This window comes from Streptomyces sp. R33 (assembly GCF_041200175.1).
Taxonomy (GTDB): Bacteria; Actinomycetota; Actinomycetes; order Streptomycetales; family Streptomycetaceae; genus Streptomyces; species Streptomyces katrae_B.
In genome coordinates this window covers 3,052,366-3,070,339 of the sequence record NZ_CP165727.1, presented here as the reverse complement: position 1 = coordinate 3,070,339, position 17,974 = coordinate 3,052,366, and the positions used below count along the sequence as shown (strand labels likewise).

16 protein-coding genes are annotated in these 17,974 nt (G+C 72.6%); 14 read left to right on the top strand and 2 right to left on the bottom strand.

Annotated elements, in window-relative coordinates; translation table 11 throughout:
- Positions 1 to 147: 147 nt before the first annotated feature.
- From AB5J51_RS13780 to AB5J51_RS13770, 3 genes are all read left to right on the top strand, one after another.
- Positions 148 to 804, top strand: a complete 657-nt coding sequence (locus tag AB5J51_RS13780; RefSeq protein ID WP_053784774.1) for a trimeric intracellular cation channel family protein — start codon at positions 148 to 150, stop codon at positions 802 to 804.
- 59 nt (positions 805 to 863) lie between these two features.
- Positions 864 to 1,715, top strand: a complete 852-nt coding sequence (locus AB5J51_RS13775; RefSeq protein ID WP_030295099.1) for a thioesterase family protein — start codon at positions 864 to 866, stop codon at positions 1,713 to 1,715.
- Between the two features lie 218 nt (positions 1,716 to 1,933).
- Positions 1,934 to 3,097: a cysteine desulfurase family protein gene (locus AB5J51_RS13770; protein ID WP_136226170.1), complete on the top strand. Its 1,164-nt coding sequence runs from the start codon at positions 1,934 to 1,936 to the stop codon at positions 3,095 to 3,097.
- Positions 3,098 to 3,108: 11 nt separating this feature from the next.
- On the opposite strand, the gene AB5J51_RS13765 is transcribed toward AB5J51_RS13770, so the two are convergent.
- Positions 3,109 to 3,789, bottom strand: a complete 681-nt coding sequence (locus AB5J51_RS13765) for an N-acetylmuramoyl-L-alanine amidase (RefSeq protein ID WP_133896816.1) — start codon at positions 3,787 to 3,789, stop codon at positions 3,109 to 3,111.
- 69 nt (positions 3,790 to 3,858) lie between these two features.
- On the opposite strand from AB5J51_RS13765, the gene mnmA reads away from it, so the two are divergent.
- Positions 3,859 to 4,995 carry a tRNA 2-thiouridine(34) synthase MnmA gene (mnmA, locus tag AB5J51_RS13760; protein ID WP_133896815.1) on the top strand — a complete coding sequence of 379 codons (1,137 nt, stop codon included), beginning with the start codon at positions 3,859 to 3,861 and terminating at the stop codon, positions 4,993 to 4,995.
- 42 nt (positions 4,996 to 5,037) lie between these two features.
- Here the strand turns inward: mnmA and AB5J51_RS13755 are convergent, their stop codons facing one another.
- Positions 5,038 to 5,961 carry an NADP-dependent oxidoreductase gene (locus tag AB5J51_RS13755; protein ID WP_053789059.1) on the bottom strand — a complete coding sequence of 308 codons (924 nt, stop codon included), beginning with the start codon at positions 5,959 to 5,961 and terminating at the stop codon, positions 5,038 to 5,040.
- Positions 5,962 to 6,093: 132 nt separating this feature from the next.
- Between AB5J51_RS13755 and AB5J51_RS13750 the strand changes: the two genes are divergently transcribed.
- The 10 genes from AB5J51_RS13750 to gatB all read left to right on the top strand — a co-directional run bounded on the left by AB5J51_RS13750 (position 6,094) and on the right by gatB (position 17,914).
- Positions 6,094 to 7,083, top strand: a complete 990-nt coding sequence (locus tag AB5J51_RS13750; RefSeq protein ID WP_053789058.1) for a GlxA family transcriptional regulator — start codon at positions 6,094 to 6,096, stop codon at positions 7,081 to 7,083.
- A gap of 93 nt (positions 7,084 to 7,176) precedes the next feature.
- Positions 7,177 to 7,521: a DUF1330 domain-containing protein gene (locus tag AB5J51_RS13745; protein WP_369777797.1), complete on the top strand. Its 345-nt coding sequence runs from the start codon at positions 7,177 to 7,179 to the stop codon at positions 7,519 to 7,521.
- A 191-nt stretch (positions 7,522 to 7,712) separates the two neighbouring features.
- On the top strand, positions 7,713 to 8,402 hold the full coding sequence (locus AB5J51_RS13740) for an SDR family oxidoreductase (protein WP_053789056.1): 690 nt from the start codon (positions 7,713 to 7,715) through the stop codon (positions 8,400 to 8,402).
- On the top strand, positions 8,399 to 9,382 hold the full coding sequence (locus AB5J51_RS13735; protein WP_136226171.1) for a methionine synthase: 984 nt from the start codon (positions 8,399 to 8,401) through the stop codon (positions 9,380 to 9,382). The genes AB5J51_RS13740 and AB5J51_RS13735 overlap by 4 nt, the downstream gene beginning before the upstream one ends.
- A gap of 31 nt (positions 9,383 to 9,413) precedes the next feature.
- Complete coding sequence (gene ligA / locus AB5J51_RS13730) at positions 9,414 to 11,627, top strand: NAD-dependent DNA ligase LigA (RefSeq protein ID WP_369777796.1); 2,214 nt, start codon at positions 9,414 to 9,416, stop codon at positions 11,625 to 11,627.
- 398 nt (positions 11,628 to 12,025) lie between these two features.
- The gene (locus AB5J51_RS13725; RefSeq protein WP_369777795.1) at positions 12,026 to 14,224 is read left to right on the top strand and encodes a putative bifunctional diguanylate cyclase/phosphodiesterase; all 2,199 of its coding nucleotides are present in this window, start codon (positions 12,026 to 12,028) and stop codon (positions 14,222 to 14,224) included.
- Between the two features lie 125 nt (positions 14,225 to 14,349).
- Positions 14,350 to 14,646, top strand: coding sequence for an Asp-tRNA(Asn)/Glu-tRNA(Gln) amidotransferase subunit GatC (gene gatC, locus AB5J51_RS13720; RefSeq protein ID WP_010984178.1), 297 nt, complete (start codon positions 14,350 to 14,352; stop codon positions 14,644 to 14,646).
- 5 nt (positions 14,647 to 14,651) lie between these two features.
- Positions 14,652 to 16,148 carry an Asp-tRNA(Asn)/Glu-tRNA(Gln) amidotransferase subunit GatA gene (gatA, locus tag AB5J51_RS13715; RefSeq protein WP_030295078.1) on the top strand — a complete coding sequence of 499 codons (1,497 nt, stop codon included), beginning with the start codon at positions 14,652 to 14,654 and terminating at the stop codon, positions 16,146 to 16,148.
- Complete coding sequence (locus AB5J51_RS13710; protein ID WP_053789052.1) at positions 16,145 to 16,390, top strand: hypothetical protein; 246 nt, start codon at positions 16,145 to 16,147, stop codon at positions 16,388 to 16,390. The genes gatA and AB5J51_RS13710 overlap by 4 nt, the downstream gene beginning before the upstream one ends.
- 15 nt (positions 16,391 to 16,405) lie before the next feature.
- Positions 16,406 to 17,914 (top strand): Asp-tRNA(Asn)/Glu-tRNA(Gln) amidotransferase subunit GatB, encoded by a 1,509-nt coding sequence (gene gatB, locus AB5J51_RS13705; RefSeq protein WP_053789051.1) that lies wholly within the window; start codon positions 16,406 to 16,408, stop codon positions 17,912 to 17,914.
- The last annotated feature ends 60 nt before the right edge of the window (positions 17,915 to 17,974 follow it).

The window sequence follows — 17,974 nt, the reverse complement described above, 5'->3', positions numbered from 1 at the left end:
CCGGGCTCCGCGTAGCGGTCGGAGCCCGGGACACCGGCTTGTCCGGCGCCGGTGCGGCGGGGCGGTACGGCGGGGGCGGCAGCCCCGGGCCGTGGTGGCGGACCCGCCCCGTCGATCCGCCGGCCGGGCGAGCTGCACAATGGGGCAGTGCTCCACGATCTCTTCCCGCCCGGGATCCAGCATGCCCTGGACCTCGCCGGCATCTTCGTCTTCGCCACCGCAGGCGCCCTGCTCGCCGTACGCAAGAACTTCGACGTCTTCGGCATCTGCGTCCTCGCGCTGGTCACCGCCCTCGGCGGCGGCCTCTTCCGCGACCTCGTCATCGGCGCCGTCCCGCCGGCCGCCTTCGGCGAGCTCAGCTTCTTCGTCACCCCGCTGATCGCCGCCGCGCTCGTCTTCTTCCTTCACCCCGAGGTCCAGCGGATCAACGCCGCCATCAACGTCTTCGACGCAGCCGGCCTCGGCCTGTTCTGCGTGACCGGCACCACCAAGGCCTACGAGTTCGGGCTCGGACTCACCGCGTCCGCGGCGCTCGGCCTGGCCACGGCCGTCGGCGGCGGCGTCCTGCGCGACGTCCTCGCGGGCGAGGTGCCCCGGCTGCTGCGCGACCGCGAGATGTACGCCGTGCCGGCCACCGTCGGCGCCACGATGGTGGCGGTCTTCATCGCCTTCGACGTCCTGAACGCCGTGACGACCGCCCTCGCGATCGTCACCACCTTCGTGCTCCGGCTCCTCGCCATGCGCTACCACTGGCGGGCCCCGCTGGCCTGGAACCGACGCTCCTCGGTGGCCGAAGAGCCGTAACCAGCATGTAGCAAATGGAAAGCTACCGCTTAGTAGCTTGGCGTTGTAGGGTCGTATTCATGGCATACGCAGCGGCCCAGGCAACCATCGGCGACAGCGAGTTCGACCGCGACACCACCGTCACCGCCCGCGCGGGCGAGCCCGGTGTGTACGACGCGGAGCTCTCCGCCGGATGGACGATCATCACCGCCGTCAACGGCGGCTATCTGCTGGCCCTGGTCGGCCGGGCGCTGTCGGCGGCCCTGCCGCACCCGGACCCCTTCACCGTCTCCGCCCACTACCTGACCTCGTCGGTTCCCGGCCCCGCGGTGATCCGCACCGAGGTCGTGCGGGTGGGGCGCACCCTCTCCACCGGCCAGGCCTCCCTCTTCCAGTACGACGAGAACGGCGCCGAGATCGAGCGGATCCGGGTCGTCGCCTCGTACGGCGACCTCGCCTCCCTCCCGGACGACGTCCGCACCACGGCCGTGCCGCCGGTGATCCCGCCCTACGCGGACTGCCTCGGCCCCGAGGCCGGCCCGGCCCCGATCCCCGGCAGCAACGCGATCGTGGACCGGCTCCGGCTGCGGCTGGACCCGGCGACGGCGGGCTGGGCGCTCGGCGCGCCGTCGGGGAAGGGCGAGATGCGGGCCTGGTTCGAGCTGGCCGACGGCCGCGACGCGGACCCGCTCTCGATGCTGCTCGCGGTGGACGCGCTGCCGCCGACCTGCTTCGACCTGGGCCTGATGGGCTGGAGCCCGACCATCGAGCTCACCACCCACATCCGCCACCGCCCGGCCCCGGGCCCGCTGCGGATCTCCATCACGACCCGGAACCTGGCCGGGGGCTTCCTGGAGGAGGACGCCGAGGTCTGGGACTCCGAGGACCGCCTCGTCGCGCAGTCGCGCCAGCTGGCCCGCGCCCCCCGCTGACCCTTCGGGGCGCGGGCAGTTCCGGCCGGGACGGGCCGGGTTCGGCCGCGGCGGGTTTGAGGGGTGGCCGTTCGGGGGCAGAGGCCCGAGCGGGGTCCGGGCCGAGCGCCGCGTGAGCCCGCCCGGGCCGGCCGGCGGCTGCCGGGTGGGGCCTGGCGGCAGGGCGGGGGCCCCGCGGGGTCCGGCCCCGTGGAGCGGACTCGTAGAATCGGGGGATCATGGCCTACCTCGACCACGCCGCCACCACTCCGATGCTCCCGGAGGCCGCTGCGGCGATGACCGCGCAGTTCGCCGCCACGGGTAACGCGTCCTCCCTCCACGCCGCCGGCCGCCGCGCCCGCCGTACCGTCGAGGAGGCCCGCGAGGCCCTCGCCGAGGCACTCGGCGCCCGCCCGAGCGAGGTGGTCTTCACCGCGGGCGGCACGGAGGCCGACAACCTCGCCGTCAAGGGCCTCTACTGGGCCCGGCGCGACCAGGACCCCGCCCGGACACGGGTGCTCGCCAGCCCCGTCGAGCACCACGCCGTCCTCGACGCCGTCCACTGGCTCGGCGAGCACGAGGGCGCCCAGGTCGAGTACCTCCCCGTCGACCGCTACGGCCGCGTGCACCCCGAGGCCCTCCGGGAAGCCATCGCGCGCAACCCCGACGACGTGGCCCTGGCCACCGTCATGTGGGCCAACAACGAGATCGGCACCGTCATGCCGGTCCGCGAACTGGCCGCCGTCGCCCGCGAGTTCGCGATCCCCCTGCACTCCGACGCCGTCCAGGCCTTCGGTCAGCTCGACGTCCGCTTCGGCGACAGCGGCCTCGCCGCGATGACCGTCAGCGGACACAAGGTCGGCGGTCCGTACGGCATCGGCGCGCTGCTGCTCGGCCGCGACCAGAGCCCCGTACCCGTCCTGCACGGCGGCGGCCAGGAGCGGCACGTGCGCTCCGGGACCCTCGACGTGCCCGCCGTCGCCGCCTTCGCGGTGGCCGCCGTGATCGCCGCCGAGCGGCGGGAGCGGTTCGCCGCCGAGATCGGCGCACTGCGCGACGAACTGGTCGCCGCCGTGCTCCGGGAGGTGCCCGACGCCGTCCTCGGCGGGGACCCGGACGACCGGCTCCCGGCCAACGCGCACTTCAGCTTCCCCGGCTGTGAGGGCGACTCCCTGCTGCTCCTGCTGGACGCCCAGGGCATCGAGTGCTCCACCGGCTCCGCCTGCACCGCAGGCGTGGCCCAGCCCAGCCACGTCCTGCTGGCCACCGGCACGGATCCGCAGCTGGCCCGCGGGACCTTGCGCTTCTCCCTCGGCCACACCTCCACCAAGGAGGACGTCGCGGCCGTCGCCGCCGCCATCGGCCCGGCGGTCGAGCGCGCCCGTACGGCAGGCCTCAGCTAGACCGCAGCCCGTCAGCCCGAGGCCTGGGCGGGGGCCGCCGCCAGCTCCGAGCGGACCAGGCCCAGGTACCGGTCCCAGTCCCAGTGGCGGCCCGGGTCCGTGTGGTCGGTGCCCTGGACCTCGGAGTGGGCCACCATGTGCGTACGGTCCACCGGTATGCGGTATCTGCGGCATATGTCGGCGGCCAGCCGGGCCGAGGCCGCGTACATCGCCTCCGTGAAGTCCTGCGGCCGGTCCACGAAGCCCTCGTGCTCGATGCCCACGCTGCGCTCGTTCATCGCGCGGTTGCCCGAGTGGAAGGCGACGTCCATCTCGCGCACCATCTGCTCGATGCGGCCGTCCTGGCCGACTATGTAGTGCGCCGACGCCTGGTGGAACGGGTTCTTGAAGGCGTCCACCGAGGACGCGAAGCTGCCCTGCGTGACATGCACGACGATCCGGTCCACCCGGTAGTCCTCGGGCCGGTCCGCCATCCGCCAGTTCGCCGGGGAGGCCGACGTCCAGCCCACGCCCGCGTGGTCCACCTCGCCCTCCTTGCGGGGCTTGCCCACCCCCGGCAGCAGCCACCAGGCGCGCCGCAGCTCGTCCTGCCCGGCGATCGCCGCCACCGTGAAGACCCCGAGCCCCCCGAACAGCACCGCCCGGCGGGTCCTGCGCGGCGCCTTCGGTGCGGCTTCGACCTTGCTCCCCATGTGATCCACCCCCTGCACCTGATAACGCGCTGTGACCCCGGGCGGTTCCCCCGTACTCTGGACGGTGCTATGACTGAGAACCTGCCGCGCACCGCCCGCCCCCTCCGCGTCCTGGCCGCCATGTCCGGCGGCGTGGACTCCGCCGTCGCCGCCGCCCGCGCGGTCGAAGCCGGGCACGACGTGACCGGCGTCCACCTCGCGCTCTCCGCGAACCCGCAGTCCTTCCGGACCGGAGCCCGCGGCTGCTGCACCATCGAGGACTCCCGCGACGCCCGCCGCGCCGCCGACGTCATCGGCATCCCGTTCTACGTCTGGGACCTGGCCGAGCGTTTCCGCGAGGACGTGGTCGAGGACTTCATCTCCGAGTACGAGGCCGGGCGCACCCCGAACCCCTGCCTGCGCTGCAACGAGAAGATCAAGTTCGCGGCGCTGCTCGACAAGGCCCTCGCCCTCGGCTTCGACGCCGTCTGCACCGGCCACTACGCCACCGTCGTGGTGCACGAGGACGGCTCCCGCGAGCTGCACCGCGCCTCCGACATGGCCAAGGACCAGTCGTACGTCCTCGGCGTCCTCGACGAGAAGCAGCTCGCCCACGCGCTCTTCCCGCTCGGCGACACCGTCACGACGAAGGACGAGATCCGGGCGGAGGCGGAGGAGCGCGGCCTGGCCGTCGCGAAGAAGCCCGACAGCCACGACATCTGCTTCATCGCCGACGGCGACACCCAGGGCTTCCTCGCGAACCGCCTCGGCAAGGCCGAGGGCGACATCGTCGACGAGGCGACGGGCGAGAAGGTCGGCACCCACGACGGCGCCTTCGGCTTCACCATCGGCCAGCGCAAGGGCCTGCGGATCGGCCATCCCGCCCCCGACGGCAAGCCGCGCTACGTCCTCGACATCTCGCCGGTGAACAACACCGTCACCGTCGGCCCCGCCGAGGCCCTCGACGTCAGCGCCCTGACCGCGATCCGCCCCCGCTGGTGCGGCTCCACGGCCGCGGCCCCGGGGACGTACACCGCGCAGCTGCGCGCCCACGGCGGCGAGACCGAGGTCTTCGCGGAGATGGTGGACGGCGAGCTGCAGGTCCGCTTCACGGAGCCGGTCCGCGGCGTGGCCCCCGGCCAGGCGATCGTGCTCTACGACGGCACCCGCGTGGTCGGTTCCGCCACCATCGCGACGACCACCCGGGCCACGGCCGCGTCCGTGTGAGGCCCCGCCCCGTGGGCGGGGCCACCGGACTCGCAATGCCGTCTAGCCGACCGTGAGGACGATCTTCCCGGTGGTCCGGCCCAGCTCGCCGATCTCGTGGGCCTTCGCGGCCTGCTCCAGCGGCAGGACCGTGTCGACCAGCGGCTTCAGCAGGCCCTGGTCGGCGAGGGCCGCGATCTCCTGCAGGCCCTTGAGGTCCGGCTCGACGAGGACCCAGGCGGCGTGCACGCCCTGCGGGTCGGCCGGGAGCCCGTCCGGGCCGGGCAGGGTCACCAGGTGGCCGCCGGGCTTCAGGACCTTCAGCGAGCGCCGGCCGTAGTCGCCGCCCACCGCGTCGATCACGACGTCCACGTCCGAGACGGCGTCCTCGAAGTCCGTGGTGCGGTAGTCGAGCACCTCGTCGGCGCCCAGCTCGCGCAGCAGGTCGTGCTTGGCCGCGCTGGCCGTGCCGATCACGTACGCGCCGCGCGCCTTGGCGATCTGCACCGCCAGGTGGCCGACTCCGCCGGCCGCCGCGTGGACCAGCACCCGCTGCCCGGCCGTGACACCGGCCGTGTCCACCAGGGCCTGCCAGGCGGTCAGCGCCGCCAGCGGCAGGGCCGCCGCCTGCACGTGGTCCAGGGAGGCCGGCTTGCGGGCGAAGTGCCGCGCCGGGGCGACCACGTACTCGGCGTAGCCGCCCGCCTGGCGCGGGAAGTTCGGCATGCCGTACACCTCGTCGCCCGCGCGGTACAGCGTCACGCCCGGACCGACCGCCTCGACGGTGCCCGAGACGTCCCAGCCGACCATCGGGACCTCGCCCCAGGCGATGAGGCCGCCGCTGGCCCGGGTCTTCCAGTCCACCGGGTTCACGCCGGCCGCGTGGACCCGTACGAGGATCTCGTTCAGGCCCGGCTCGGGCCGGTCCATCTCGACCTCGGTGAGAACCTCGGGTCCGCCCCACTGGCTGACGACGACGGCACGCATGACTGTCTCCTCGGTAGATCTTGGTGTTGCTCGGGGTGCTCCGTGCCGGTTTTCCCGGCCGTGACATCAGCTTGGCCGCACCCGGCCCCGTGTGGTGTTGGCCGTACGGCCACCATGTGACAGGATCTGGCCATGACCGGTTTGCATCGAATCGCCGTACTCGCCCTCGAAGGCGTCGCCCCTTTCGAGCTCGGAATGCCGTCGCGGGTGTTCGGCAACGCCCACGCGGAGGACGGCGGCGCGCTGTACGAGGTCACCGTCTGCACCGCCGACGGCCTGCCCGTGACCAGCGACGCGGGCTTCACCATCGGCGTCACCGCCGGCCCCGAGGCGCTCGCCGCGGCCGACACCGTGATCGTCCCGCCCACCCACGCCATGCCCGGCCTCCTGCGCGCCGAGCCCCTGCCGCCGGCCCTGGTCGACGCTCTCGCCGGCATCCGGCCCGGCACCCGCATCGTGTCCATCTGCACCGGCTCCGAGGTGCTCGCCGCCGCCGGGCTGCTCGACGGCCGGCGCGCCACCACGCACTGGGCTCACGCGCCGGAGTTCCAGCGGGCCTTCCCGCGCGTCCTGCTCGACGAGGACGTGCTCTTCGTCGACGACGGCGACATCCTGACCTCGGCCGGAGTGGCCGCCGGCATCGACCTCTGCCTCTACCTGATCCGCGCCGACCACGGCACCGCCGCCGCCAACCGCGCCGCGCGGCTGTGCGTCGTACCGCCGTGGCGCGACGGCGGGCAGGCCCAGTACATCGACCGGCCCGTCCCCGAACCCACCGTGGCCACCACCACCGCCACCCGCGCCTGGGCCCTCGAGCGGCTCGCCGAGCCGGTCACGCTGGCCGAGCTGGCCGCCCACGCCCGGATGAGCCTGCGGACGTTCACCCGGCGGTTCCGCGACGAGGTCGGCATGACCCCGGTGCAGTGGCTCACCGTCCAACGCCTCGAAGTCGCCCGCCAGTTGCTGGAGTCCAGCGACCTGCCGGTCGACCTGGTCGCGCACCGGGCGGGCTTCGGCTCCGCCAACTCGCTGCGCCAGCACATGCGGACGGCCCTCGGCATCTCGCCGATCGCCTACCGCCGGACGTACCGGCCCGGCAGCCCGGCGGCCGCGGCGGCATGACCCCGGAGGTCATGGCCTTCGGCTCCGCGGCTTGACAGGATCGGATCAACAATCCGATCCGGTAAGCCACTTGAGAGTGCGGAGGCCACGACCATGACCGCTTACGCCATCGCCCACATCCGGCCCGGGACGATGAACGAGGAGATCCTCCACTACATCGAGGAGATCCAGTCGACGATGGACCCCTTCGAGGGCCGCTTCCTCGTCCACGGCAGGGAGGTCGAGGTCCTGGAGGGCCCCTTCCCCGGCACGGTCGTCGTGGTCGCCTTCCCCGACATGGAGCGCGCCCGCGCCTGGTATGCCTCCGCCGCCTACCAGGCCATCCTCCCCCTCCGCACGGACCACATCCCGGGCGAGGTCATCCTGGTCGACGGCGTCCCGCCCGGCTACGACGCCACGAAGACGGCGGCCCGCCTGCGCTCCGAAGCCGGTCTCTGAGGGGCAACCGGCGGTGTGCGTGCTCTGGGGCTCCCGGGGAGCGTCGGACCGGGCCGCGGGCCGACGCACGGGCCCGGCCCGTCGCGGCGCACCCGCACGTGATCGTCGGCCCGGGCCTCGCCCCGCCGTCACCCGCGGCGGCCTGCGACCGGGGCCCGGATCAGCGCGCCGGGGGTGCGAGCATGGGGCGTATGGCTACTCACCTGATCACCGGTGCCGGTGCGGGCATCGGCGCCGCCGTCGCCGCCCGGCTGCACGCACGCGGCGACGACCTCGTCCTGCTCGCCCGCGACGCCGCACGCGGCAAGCAGCTCGTCGAGCGCTACCCCGGCTCCCGCGCCCTCGTCGGGGACCTCGCCGACCCCGACCGGCTGTCGTGGGCCTTCTCCAAGCAGGCGATCCCGGAGCGGATCGATTCCCTCCTGCACATCGCCGGGATCGTCGACCTCGGTCCCGTCGGCGAGCTGCGCCCCAAGACCTGGCACCAGCAGCTCAACGTGAACCTGATCGCCCCCGCCGAGGTCACCCGGCTGCTGCTGCCCACCCTGCGGGCCTCCCGCGCCACCGTGGTCTTCGTGAACTCCGGCGCCGGACTGACCGCCCACGCCGACTGGAGCGCGTACGCCGCCTCCAAGCACGGGCTGAAGGCGCTCGCCGACTCGCTGCGCGCCGAGGAGAAGCCGAACGGCATCCGGGTCACCTCCGTCTACCCCGGCCGCACCGCGACCGCGATGCAGGCCAAGGTGCACTCCCAGGAGGGCAAGGAGTACGACCCCGCCGACTGGATCGACCCCGAGTCCGTGGCCACCACGATCCTGATGGCCGTCGACCTGCCCCGCGACGCCGAGGTCAACGACCTGAGCGTCAGGCCCGGCCGATGACCGCCGGCGCCACCGGCGTCGGTTCCCTCCCCGGCGGCGACGCCCGCGAGGCCGCCAGGACCGCCACCGGATCCTTCGAGGACTTCCCGTACCTCCCCGAGCTGCCCGCCCGCGGGCCCGGCGCGGACATGATCGGCCGCTCCCTCGGGCTCCTCGTCGACATGTACGCCCACGTCGAGCCCAGCGGCTGGCGGATCAGCGACCGCCCGGGACGGGACTCGAAGCGGGCCCGCTCCTGGCTGGGGGAGGACCTGGACGCGCTCGAGGAGTTCACCCAGGGGTACACGGGCAAGCTCAAGGTCCAGGCCGTCGGGCCGTGGACCCTCGCCACCGCCCTGGAACTGCACGGCGGCGAGGCCGTGCTCCAGGACGCCGGCGCCTGCCGCGACCTGGCCGGATCCCTCACCGAAGGCCTGCGCGACCACCTGGCGGACGTACGCAAGCGCATCCCCGGCGCCGAGATCGTGCTCCAGCTCGACGAGCCGTCCCTGACCGCGGTGCTGCTGGGACGCGTGCGGTCCGCCAGCAAGTACCGCACGTACCGGGCCGTGGACCGCCAGGTCGTCGAGGGCACCCTGCGCGAGCTGTTCGCCGTCCACGACGGAGAGGTCGTCGTCCACTCCTGCGCACCCGAGGTGCCCTTCGGGCTGCTCCGGCGGGCCGGCGCCACGGGCGTGTCGTTCGATTTCTCCTTGCTCACCGAGCGCGAGGACGACGCCATCGGCGAGGCCGTCGAAGCCGGCACGAAACTCTTCGCCGGAGTGGTGCCGGGCACCGACGCCCCGTTGTCGGACCCTGCCGGTAGCGTCATGGGTGTCAGGAAGCTTTGGCGCAGGCTGGGGCTGGCCCCGGGGACTCTGGCGGAGTCCGTCGTGGTCACCCCGTCGTGCGGTCTGGCGGGCGCCTCGCCCGCCTACGCCCGCGCGGTGCAGGCGCACTGCGTCAGGGCGGCGAGGTCGCTCGCCGACAACCCTGAGTGACGTAAAGAGACGGGCCACGGGAGGACACGGCATGGCAGCCGAACAGAAGCAGGCCGGCGACGGCACGGCCGCACCTGCGGCGGTGCGCGAGCAGCACGCGCTGCTGGCCGAGCAGGTCGAGGAGCACCGCTTCCGGTACTACGTGAACGACCAGCCGGTCGTCAGCGACGCCGAGTTCGACAAGCTGCTGCGCTCGCTGGAGGCGCTGGAGGAGCAGTACCCGGAGCTGCGCACCCCCGATTCGCCCACCCAGAAGGTGGCCGGGGCGTACCAGACGGACTTCGCGTCCGTCGAGCACCGCGAGCGCATGCTCTCCCTCGACAACGCCTTCGACGACGAGGAGTTGGCGGCCTGGGCCGAGCGGGTGGCCCGGGACGTCAACACCCCCGATTTCCACTACCTGTGCGAGCTCAAGGTGGACGGCCTCGCCGTCAACCTCACCTACGAGAAGGGCCGCCTCACCCGGGCCGCCACCCGCGGCGACGGCCGCACCGGCGAGGACGTCACGCCCAACGTCCGCACCATCGCCGACATCCCGGACCGCCTCAAGGGCGACCGGATCCCGGAGCTCGTCGAGATCCGCGGCGAGGTCTTCTTCCCGATGGAGAAGTTCGAGGAGCTCAACGCCCGGCTCGTCGAGGCCGGCGACAAGCCCTTCGCCAACCCGCGCAACGCGGCGGCCGGTTCGCTGCGCCAGAAGGACCCGAAGGTCACCGCCACCCGGCCGCTGCACATGGTGGTGCACGGCATCGGCGCGCGCGCCGGCTTCGAGATCGACAAGCTCAGCCACGCGTACGAGCTGCTCAGCGAGTGGGGCCTGCCCACGGCCCGGCACAACAAGGCGGTGACCTCGCTCGCGGAGGTCCGCGATTTCATCGCGTACTTCGGCGAGAACCGGCACTCGGTGGAGCACGAGATCGACGGCGTCGTCGTCAAGCTCGACGAGATCCCGCTCCAGGGCCGCCTCGGCTCCACGGCCCGCGCCCCGCGCTGGGCGATCGCCTGGAAGTACGCCCCCGAAGAGGTCAACACCAAGCTGATCGACATCAAGGTCGGCGTCGGCCGCACCGGCCGGGTGACCCCGTACGCGCAGGTGGAGCCGGTGACGGTGGCCGGCTCGGAGGTCGAGTTCGCGACGCTGCACAACCAGGAGGTCGTCAAGGCCAAGGGCGTGCTCATCGGGGACACGGTGGTGCTGCGCAAGGCCGGCGACGTCATCCCCGAGATCCTCGGCCCCGTGGTGGACCTGCGTGACGGCACCGAGCGGGAGTTCGTCATGCCGGCCGAGTGCCCCGAGTGCGGTACGGCGCTGCGGCCGATGAAGGAGGGCGACATCGACCTCCGTTGCCCCAACGGGCAGACGTGCCCCGCCCAGTTGCGCGAGCGGCTGTTCTACCTGGCGGGCCGCCAGTGCCTGGACATCGAGAACTTCGGCGCGGTGGCCGCGGCCGCGCTCACCAACCCGCTGGAGCCGGCCGAGCCGCCGCTGCTCGACGAGGGCGATCTGTTCGGCCTCACCATCGAGCAGCTGCTCCCCATCAAGGCGTACGTCCTGGACGCCGACAGCGGGCTGCCCAAGCGTGACCCGAAGACCGGTGAAGAGAAGATCGTCACGGTCTTCGCCAACCAGAAGGGCGAGCCGAAGAAGAACGCCCTGGCCATGCTGGAGAACATCGCGGCCGCCAAGGACCGCCCACTGGCCCGCTTCATCAACGGCCTCTCCATCCGGCACGTGGGCCCCGTCGCGGCGGAGACCCTCGCCCGCGAGTTCCGGTCCGTCGAGCGGATCGAGCAGGCCACCGAGGAGGAGCTCGCCGCCACCGAGGGCGTCGGGCCGATCATCGCGGCGGCGGTCAAGGAGTGGTTCGCCGTCGACTGGCACCAGGAGATCCTGCGCAAGTGGCGGGAGGCCGGGGTCCGGATGGAGGAGGAAGGTTCCGGCGAGGAGGAGGGCCCGCGGCCGCTGGAGGGCCTGACCGTCGTCGTCACCGGCACCTTGCAGAGCCACACGCGGGACGGGGCGAAGGAGGCCCTGCAGCGCCGCGGCGCCAAGGTGACCGGCTCCGTCTCGAAGAAGACCTCCTTCGTCGTGGTCGGTGAGAACCCGGGCTCCAAGTACGACAAGGCGATGCAGCTGAAGCTGGCCGTCCTCGACGACGCGGGCTTCGCGGTGCTCCTCGAACAGGGCCCCGACGCGGCACGCGAGGCGGCGCTCCCGGTGGAGGACGCCGCCGGAGCGGAGTAACACCCCCTGAACGACACGGCGGGACGCGTACCCGGGAACGGGTGCCGGCGAACGGATGCGTGGTGTGCGGCCGTACGGGCGGGCGCACGCCGGGCGCAACGCCCGGCGGGAAAAGGCTGGTACAGGGCTGTTCGCGGGGCGGTGACCTGTCGGATCATCGGATGGGTGACCCGAGGGTCCTGGTCCAAACTCACCCGTTCGGCGGATACCGTACTGATGAGGATGGCTGGGTCGCATTCGGGCAACCGCCGCCGACCGCTGCCCCTGGGAGCCTCTCGCGTCCTACTGTTGAGGGGTGCGCCTGTCGTGCACGGCTGCGGGATGCGATTCCAGCCGTGATGGCATGACATGGGGGCCATCGCGTGGCATCGGCATTGCCGGCTGTGAGAGGGACGGGCATGAAACCCACCGAAAGCGCCGACCCGTCACCTGATGTCGGCGGGGAGATCCCGTCCATGCGGACGGGCCGGCTCGGTGTCCTGGGTTCCAGGACGCCGGACACCCACCCGCTCGACACCGGCGCGGGACCGGGCGGAGCGGGGCAGCGCACCGTGCTGCCCTTCGTCATCGTGGGCCTGTCCGCCGTGGTCCTGGCGGTCGGCATCGTCTCCGCGCTGAGTGACCGTCATGCCCTGTTCCCCGGCGGCCCGGTCGGCTGGGCGCTCGCCCTGCTGACCGGCATCATCGTGGGCCACCTGGTCGCGCTGGGCCGCGACCGCTGGTGGGGCGGCACCGGGTCGGGCGCGGCCCTCACCCTCGGCGTGCTCCTCCTGTACGGGTGGGTGCCCGCGGGACTCGTCTCGCTCGCGGTGGTCTCCCTGGTCGGGGCCGCCCGCCGGCACCGCTGGCGCCAGGGGCTGCTGCACGGCGCCACCGACATCCTCGGCATCGGCGCGGGGGCCCTCTTACTCGCCGCGTTCGGCGAGGCGCCGACCGTCGAGACGCCGTGGCGGCCCACCGCCTGGGGGCTGGAGGCGGCACCCGAAGTCATCCTGGTGGCCCTGGCCTACCTGCTGGTCACCAAGGTGCTGCTGTGGCTCGCGCTGACCCCGCGCGGCAGCGCCCTGCCCACCGTCGCCCGCACGGCCCTGCTCCGGCAGGCCTTGGTGGCCGTCGCCCTGCTCGGCATCGCCCCGCTGATCTGCGTGGTCGCCGTGACGCAGCCGGTGCTGCTGCCGCTGTTCGCCGTACCGCTGATCGCCCTCGACTCCACCCTGTGGATCGCCCGGGCGCGCGCCGAGGAACAGCTGCGCGATCCGCTGACCGGGCTGCCGAACCGCCAGTGGCTCCTGGAGCGGGCGTGGTCCGCTCTGGACGAGGCTGAACGTTTGGGCACCCGGTCAGCTCTTGTGTTGATCGACCTGGACCGGTTCCGCGCGGTCAACGACACGCTGGGCCACCTCGCCGGCGACCGGCTGCTCCTCCAGATCGCCGACCGGCTCCGCCAGGCCCTGCCCGAGGACGCCGAGGCCGCCCGCCTCGGCGGCGACGAGTTCGCCGTGCTCCTGCCCCTCGCCGACTCCACCACCAGCGCCCAGCGGGTCGCCCGCCACCTCGTCGCCGAGCTCAGCTCGCCCCTCGATCTGGACGGCCTGACCCTCGTCCTGGAGGCCAGCGCCGGCCTCGCCGTCTTCCCCGACCACGCGCTGGACGCGGAGGGGCTGCTGCGCCGCGCCGACGTCGCGATGTACCAGGCGAAGCGGGACCGTACGGGCGTGGAGGTGTACGAGTCCAAGCGGGACAGCAACACTCCCGACCGCCTCGGCCTCCTCGGCGATCTGCGGCGGGCCCTCGACGCCGGTGAAGTGGAACTCCACTACCAGCCCAAGGTCCGCTTCGACGGCCAGGTGGCCGGGCTCGAAGCCCTGGTGCGCTGGGTGCATCCGGAGCGGGGCCGGGTCTCGCCCGACGAGTTCATCGCGATCGCCGAGACCTCGGGGCTCATGCCCCACCTCACCGAGTACGTCCTCGAGACGGCCCTCGCCCAGGTGGCGCGGTGGCGGGCGCAGGGACTGAAGGTCCCGGTCGCCGTCAACGTCTCGCCGCGCGACGTCCACACCCCCGGCTTCGCCGGCGCGGTCGCGGCCCGGCTGGCCCGGCACGGGGTCCCGGCCAGCGGGCTCCAGCTGGAGATAACGGAACACGTCCTGCTGGAGGACCCGCAGCGGGCGGCCGACACCATGGCGGGCCTGACCGGCCACGGCGTCAAGATGTCGCTCGACGACTTCGGCACGGGCTACTCCTCCCTGGTGCACCTGCGGCGGCTGCCGGTCAGCGAGCTGAAGATCGACCGCTCGTTCGTGGCGCGGCTCGCGGTGGACGCGCAGGACGCGGAGATCGTGCGCTGCACGGTGGACCTGGCGCACTCGCTGGGGCTGCTCGTCGTCGCCGAGGGCGTCGAGGACGACGAGACCTGGGAGCGCCTGCGCGACCTGGGCTGCGACGCCGTCCAGGGCTGGCTGGTCGCGGCCGCCATGCCCCCGCAGGAGGCCACGGCCTGGCTCCTGGCCCGCGGCGAACGCGGCTGGCGCCGTCCGGCGGACATCACGGCGGAACTCTCGGCCTCCCCGACCCGCGCGGAAACCCCGGCCCAGTAGCCGGCGCGGCAGCCGGGGCCGGGCCCGCAGGGACCTCTGGTGGGAAACGGTTTCGTGGGTCCGGCGCCCGGCCCCATAGGATTGGGCACGAAACTACACACTCACCACCCCCAGAGGATCGCTGCATGCCTGGCATCACGCGCGAGGAGGTTGCCCACCTCGCTCGGCTGGCACGTCTGGAGCTCAAGGCCGAAGAGCTGGACCACTTCGCCGGACAGCTCGACGACATCATCGGCGCGGTCGCCCGCGTTTCCGAGGTCGCCGACCAAGACGTCCCGCCGACCTCCCACCCGCTGCCGCTGACGAACGTCATGCGCGCGGACGAGGTCCGACCGTCGCTCACCCCCGAGCAGGCGCTTTCCGGCGCTCCCGCCCAGGAGCAGCAGCGTTTCAAGGTGCCGCAGATCCTGGGGGAGGACTAACAACCATGACTGACCAGATCATCAAGCTCACGGCCGCCGAGACCGCCGAGAAGATCGCCTCCGGCGAGCTCACGGCCGTCGAGGTCACCGAGGCCCACCTGGCCCGCATCGACGCGACCGACGAGAAGGTCCACGCCTTCCTGCACGTCGACCGCGAGGGCGCCCTCGCCCAGGCGCGCGCCGTCGACGCCAAGCGCGAGCGCGGCGAGAAGCTCGGCCCGCTGGCCGGCGTCCCGCTCGCCCTCAAGGACATCTTCACCACCGTCGGGGTCCCGACCACCGTCGGTTCGAAGATCCTCGAAGGCTGGATCCCGCCGTACGACGCCACCCTGACGCGCAAGCTCAAGGAAGCCGACGTCGTCATCCTCGGCAAGACCAACATGGACGAGTTCGCCATGGGGTCCTCCACCGAGAACAGCGCCTACGGCCCCACCGGCAACCCCTGGGACCTCACCCGCATCCCCGGCGGCTCCGGCGGCGGCTCCGCGGCCGCGCTGGCCGCCTTCCAGGCCCCCCTCGCGATCGGCACGGACACCGGCGGCTCCATCCGCCAGCCCGCGTCCGTCACGGGCACGGTCGGCGTGAAGCCCACCTACGGCGGCGTCTCCCGCTACGGCATGGTCGCCTTCTCCTCCTCCCTCGACCAGGGCGGGCCCTGCGCCCGTACGGTCCTGGACGCGGCGCTCCTCCACGAGGTCATCGCCGGCCACGACCCGATGGACTCCACCTCCATCGACGCCCCGGTCCCGCCGGTCGTCGAGGCGGCCCGCAACGGCTCGGTCGCCGGCATGCGCATCGGTGTCGTCAAGCAGTTCGCCGGCGAGGGCTACCAGGCCGGCGTCGTCCAGCGCTTCAACGAGTCCGTCGAGCTCCTCAAGGAGCTGGGCGCCGAGATCGTCGAGCTGGACTGCCCCTCCTTCGACCTCGCGATGGCCGCGTACTACCTGATCGCGCCGTCCGAGTGCTCCTCGAACCTGGCCCGCTTCGACGCGATGCGCTACGGCCTGCGCGTCGGCGACGACGGCACCAAGTCCGCCGAGGACGTCACCGCGCTCACCCGCGAAGCCGGCTTCGGCGACGAGGTCAAGCGCCGCATCATCCTCGGTACGTACGCGCTGAGCTCCGGCTACTACGACGCGTACTACGGCTCCGCCCAGAAGGTCCGCACGCTCATCACCAAGGACTTCGAGAAGTCCTTCGAGCAGGTCGACGTGATCGTCTCCCCGACGACCCCGACCACCGCCTTCGCGATCGGTGAGCGCACCGACGACCCGCTGGCGATGTACCTCGCGGACCTGTGCACCATCCCGACCAACCTGGCCGGCAACGCCGCCATGTCGCTCCCGTGCGGCCTGGCGCCGGAGGACGGCCTGCCGGTCGGGCTGCAGATCATCGCCCCGGCGATGAAGGACGACCGGCTGTACAAGGTCGGCGCCGCCGTGGAGGCAGCCTTCGTCGAGCGCTGGGGTCACCCGCTGCTTGAGGAGGCTCCGTCGCTGTGAGTTCGAGTGCGCTGTCCAAGGCCAAGGGCTTCAAGAAGTCCAAGTCCGGTACGTACCTGTCGATCGGCACCACCGCGTTCGGTGCCATCAGCGTGATCAAGCAGGCCCGCAAGGCCCGCACCGAGAACGACATGCTGAAGCTGGTCGACGCCGTTGTGTCCGCCGCCGCCATCGTCACCGGCCTCGCGATCCTGTACCGCGAGCTGAAGCGCCTCGGCGACGACGACGTTCTGCTGGGCTGAGAGGGAAGTTTCACTGTGACCGTCACCGAACTGCTGTCGTACGAGGACGCCCTCGCGTCGTACGACCCCGTCATGGGCCTCGAGGTCCATGTCGAGCTCGGCACCAAGACCAAGATGTTCTGCGGCTGCTCGACCGAGCTGGGTGCCGAGCCCAACTCGCAGACCTGCCCCACCTGCCTCGGTCTGCCCGGCTCGCTGCCCGTCGTCAACGCGATCGGCGTCGAGTCGGCCATCAAGATCGGCCTCGCGCTGAACTGCGAGATCGCCGAATGGTGCCGCTTCGCCCGGAAGAACTACTTCTATCCGGACATGCCGAAGAACTTCCAGACCTCCCAGTACGACGAGCCGATCGCCTTCAACGGCTACCTCGACGTGCAGCTGGAGGACGGCGAGATCTTCCGCGTGGAGATCGAGCGCGCCCACATGGAGGAGGACACCGGCAAGTCGCTGCACGTCGGCGGTGCCACCGGCCGTATCCACGGCGCGTCCCACTCCCTGCTGGACTACAACCGCGCCGGCATCCCGCTCATCGAGATCGTCACCAAGCCGATCGAGGGCGCGGGCGAGCGGGCCCCCGAGGTCGCCAAGGCGTACGTGGCCGAGCTGCGCGAGGTCATCAAGGCGCTCGGCGTCTCCGAGGCCCGGATGGACAAGGGCCAGATGCGCTGCGACGTGAACCTGTCGCTGCGCCCGACCCCCGAGTCCGAGTTCGGCACCCGCAGCGAGACGAAGAACGTCAACTCGCTGCGCTCCGTCGAGCGCGCGGCCCGCTTCGAGATCCAGCGCCACGCGGCGGTGCTCTCGTCCGGCGGCACGATCGTGCAGGAGACCCGGCACTTCCACGAGGAGGACGGCTCCACCACGGCCGGCCGCATCAAGGACAACGCCGAGGACTACCGGTACTTCCCGGAGCCCGACCTGGTCCCCGTCGCCCCGGCCCGCGACTGGGTCGAGGAGCTGCGCGCCGGTCTGCCCGAGATGCCGCGCGTGCGCCGCAACCGGCTCCGCGAGGAGTGGGGCGTGAACGAGCACGACATGCAGTCGATCCTCAACGCGGGCGCGGTGGACTCCATCGTCGCCACCATCGAGGCCGGCGCCGACTCGACGGCGGCCCGCAAGTGGTGGATGGGCGAGCTGGCCCGCAACGCCAACGAGCAGGGCGTCGTCGTCGACGAGCTGCCGATCACCCCGGCCCAGGTCGCGCGCGTCGCGGCCCTGGTCGCGGCCGGCGAGCTGAACGACAAGCTGGCCCGCCAGGTCCTCGAGGGCGTCCTCGCCGGCGAGGGCACCCCGGACGAGGTCGTCGAGAAGCGCGGCCTGAAGGTCGTCTCGGACGAGGGCGCGCTCGGCGCGGCCGTGGACGAGGCCATCGCGGGCAACGCGGCCATCGCCGACAAGATCCGCGGCGGCAAGATCGCCGCCGTCGGCGCGCTGGTCGGCGCGGTCATGAAGACGACCCGCGGCCAGGCCGACGCGGCCCGCGTCAAGGAGCTCATCCTGGAGCGCCTGGGCGTCTCCGAGTAGCAGCACCCTGCGTACGGCGGCGGCCCCGCACCGGTCTCCGGTGCGGGGCCGCCGTGCGTC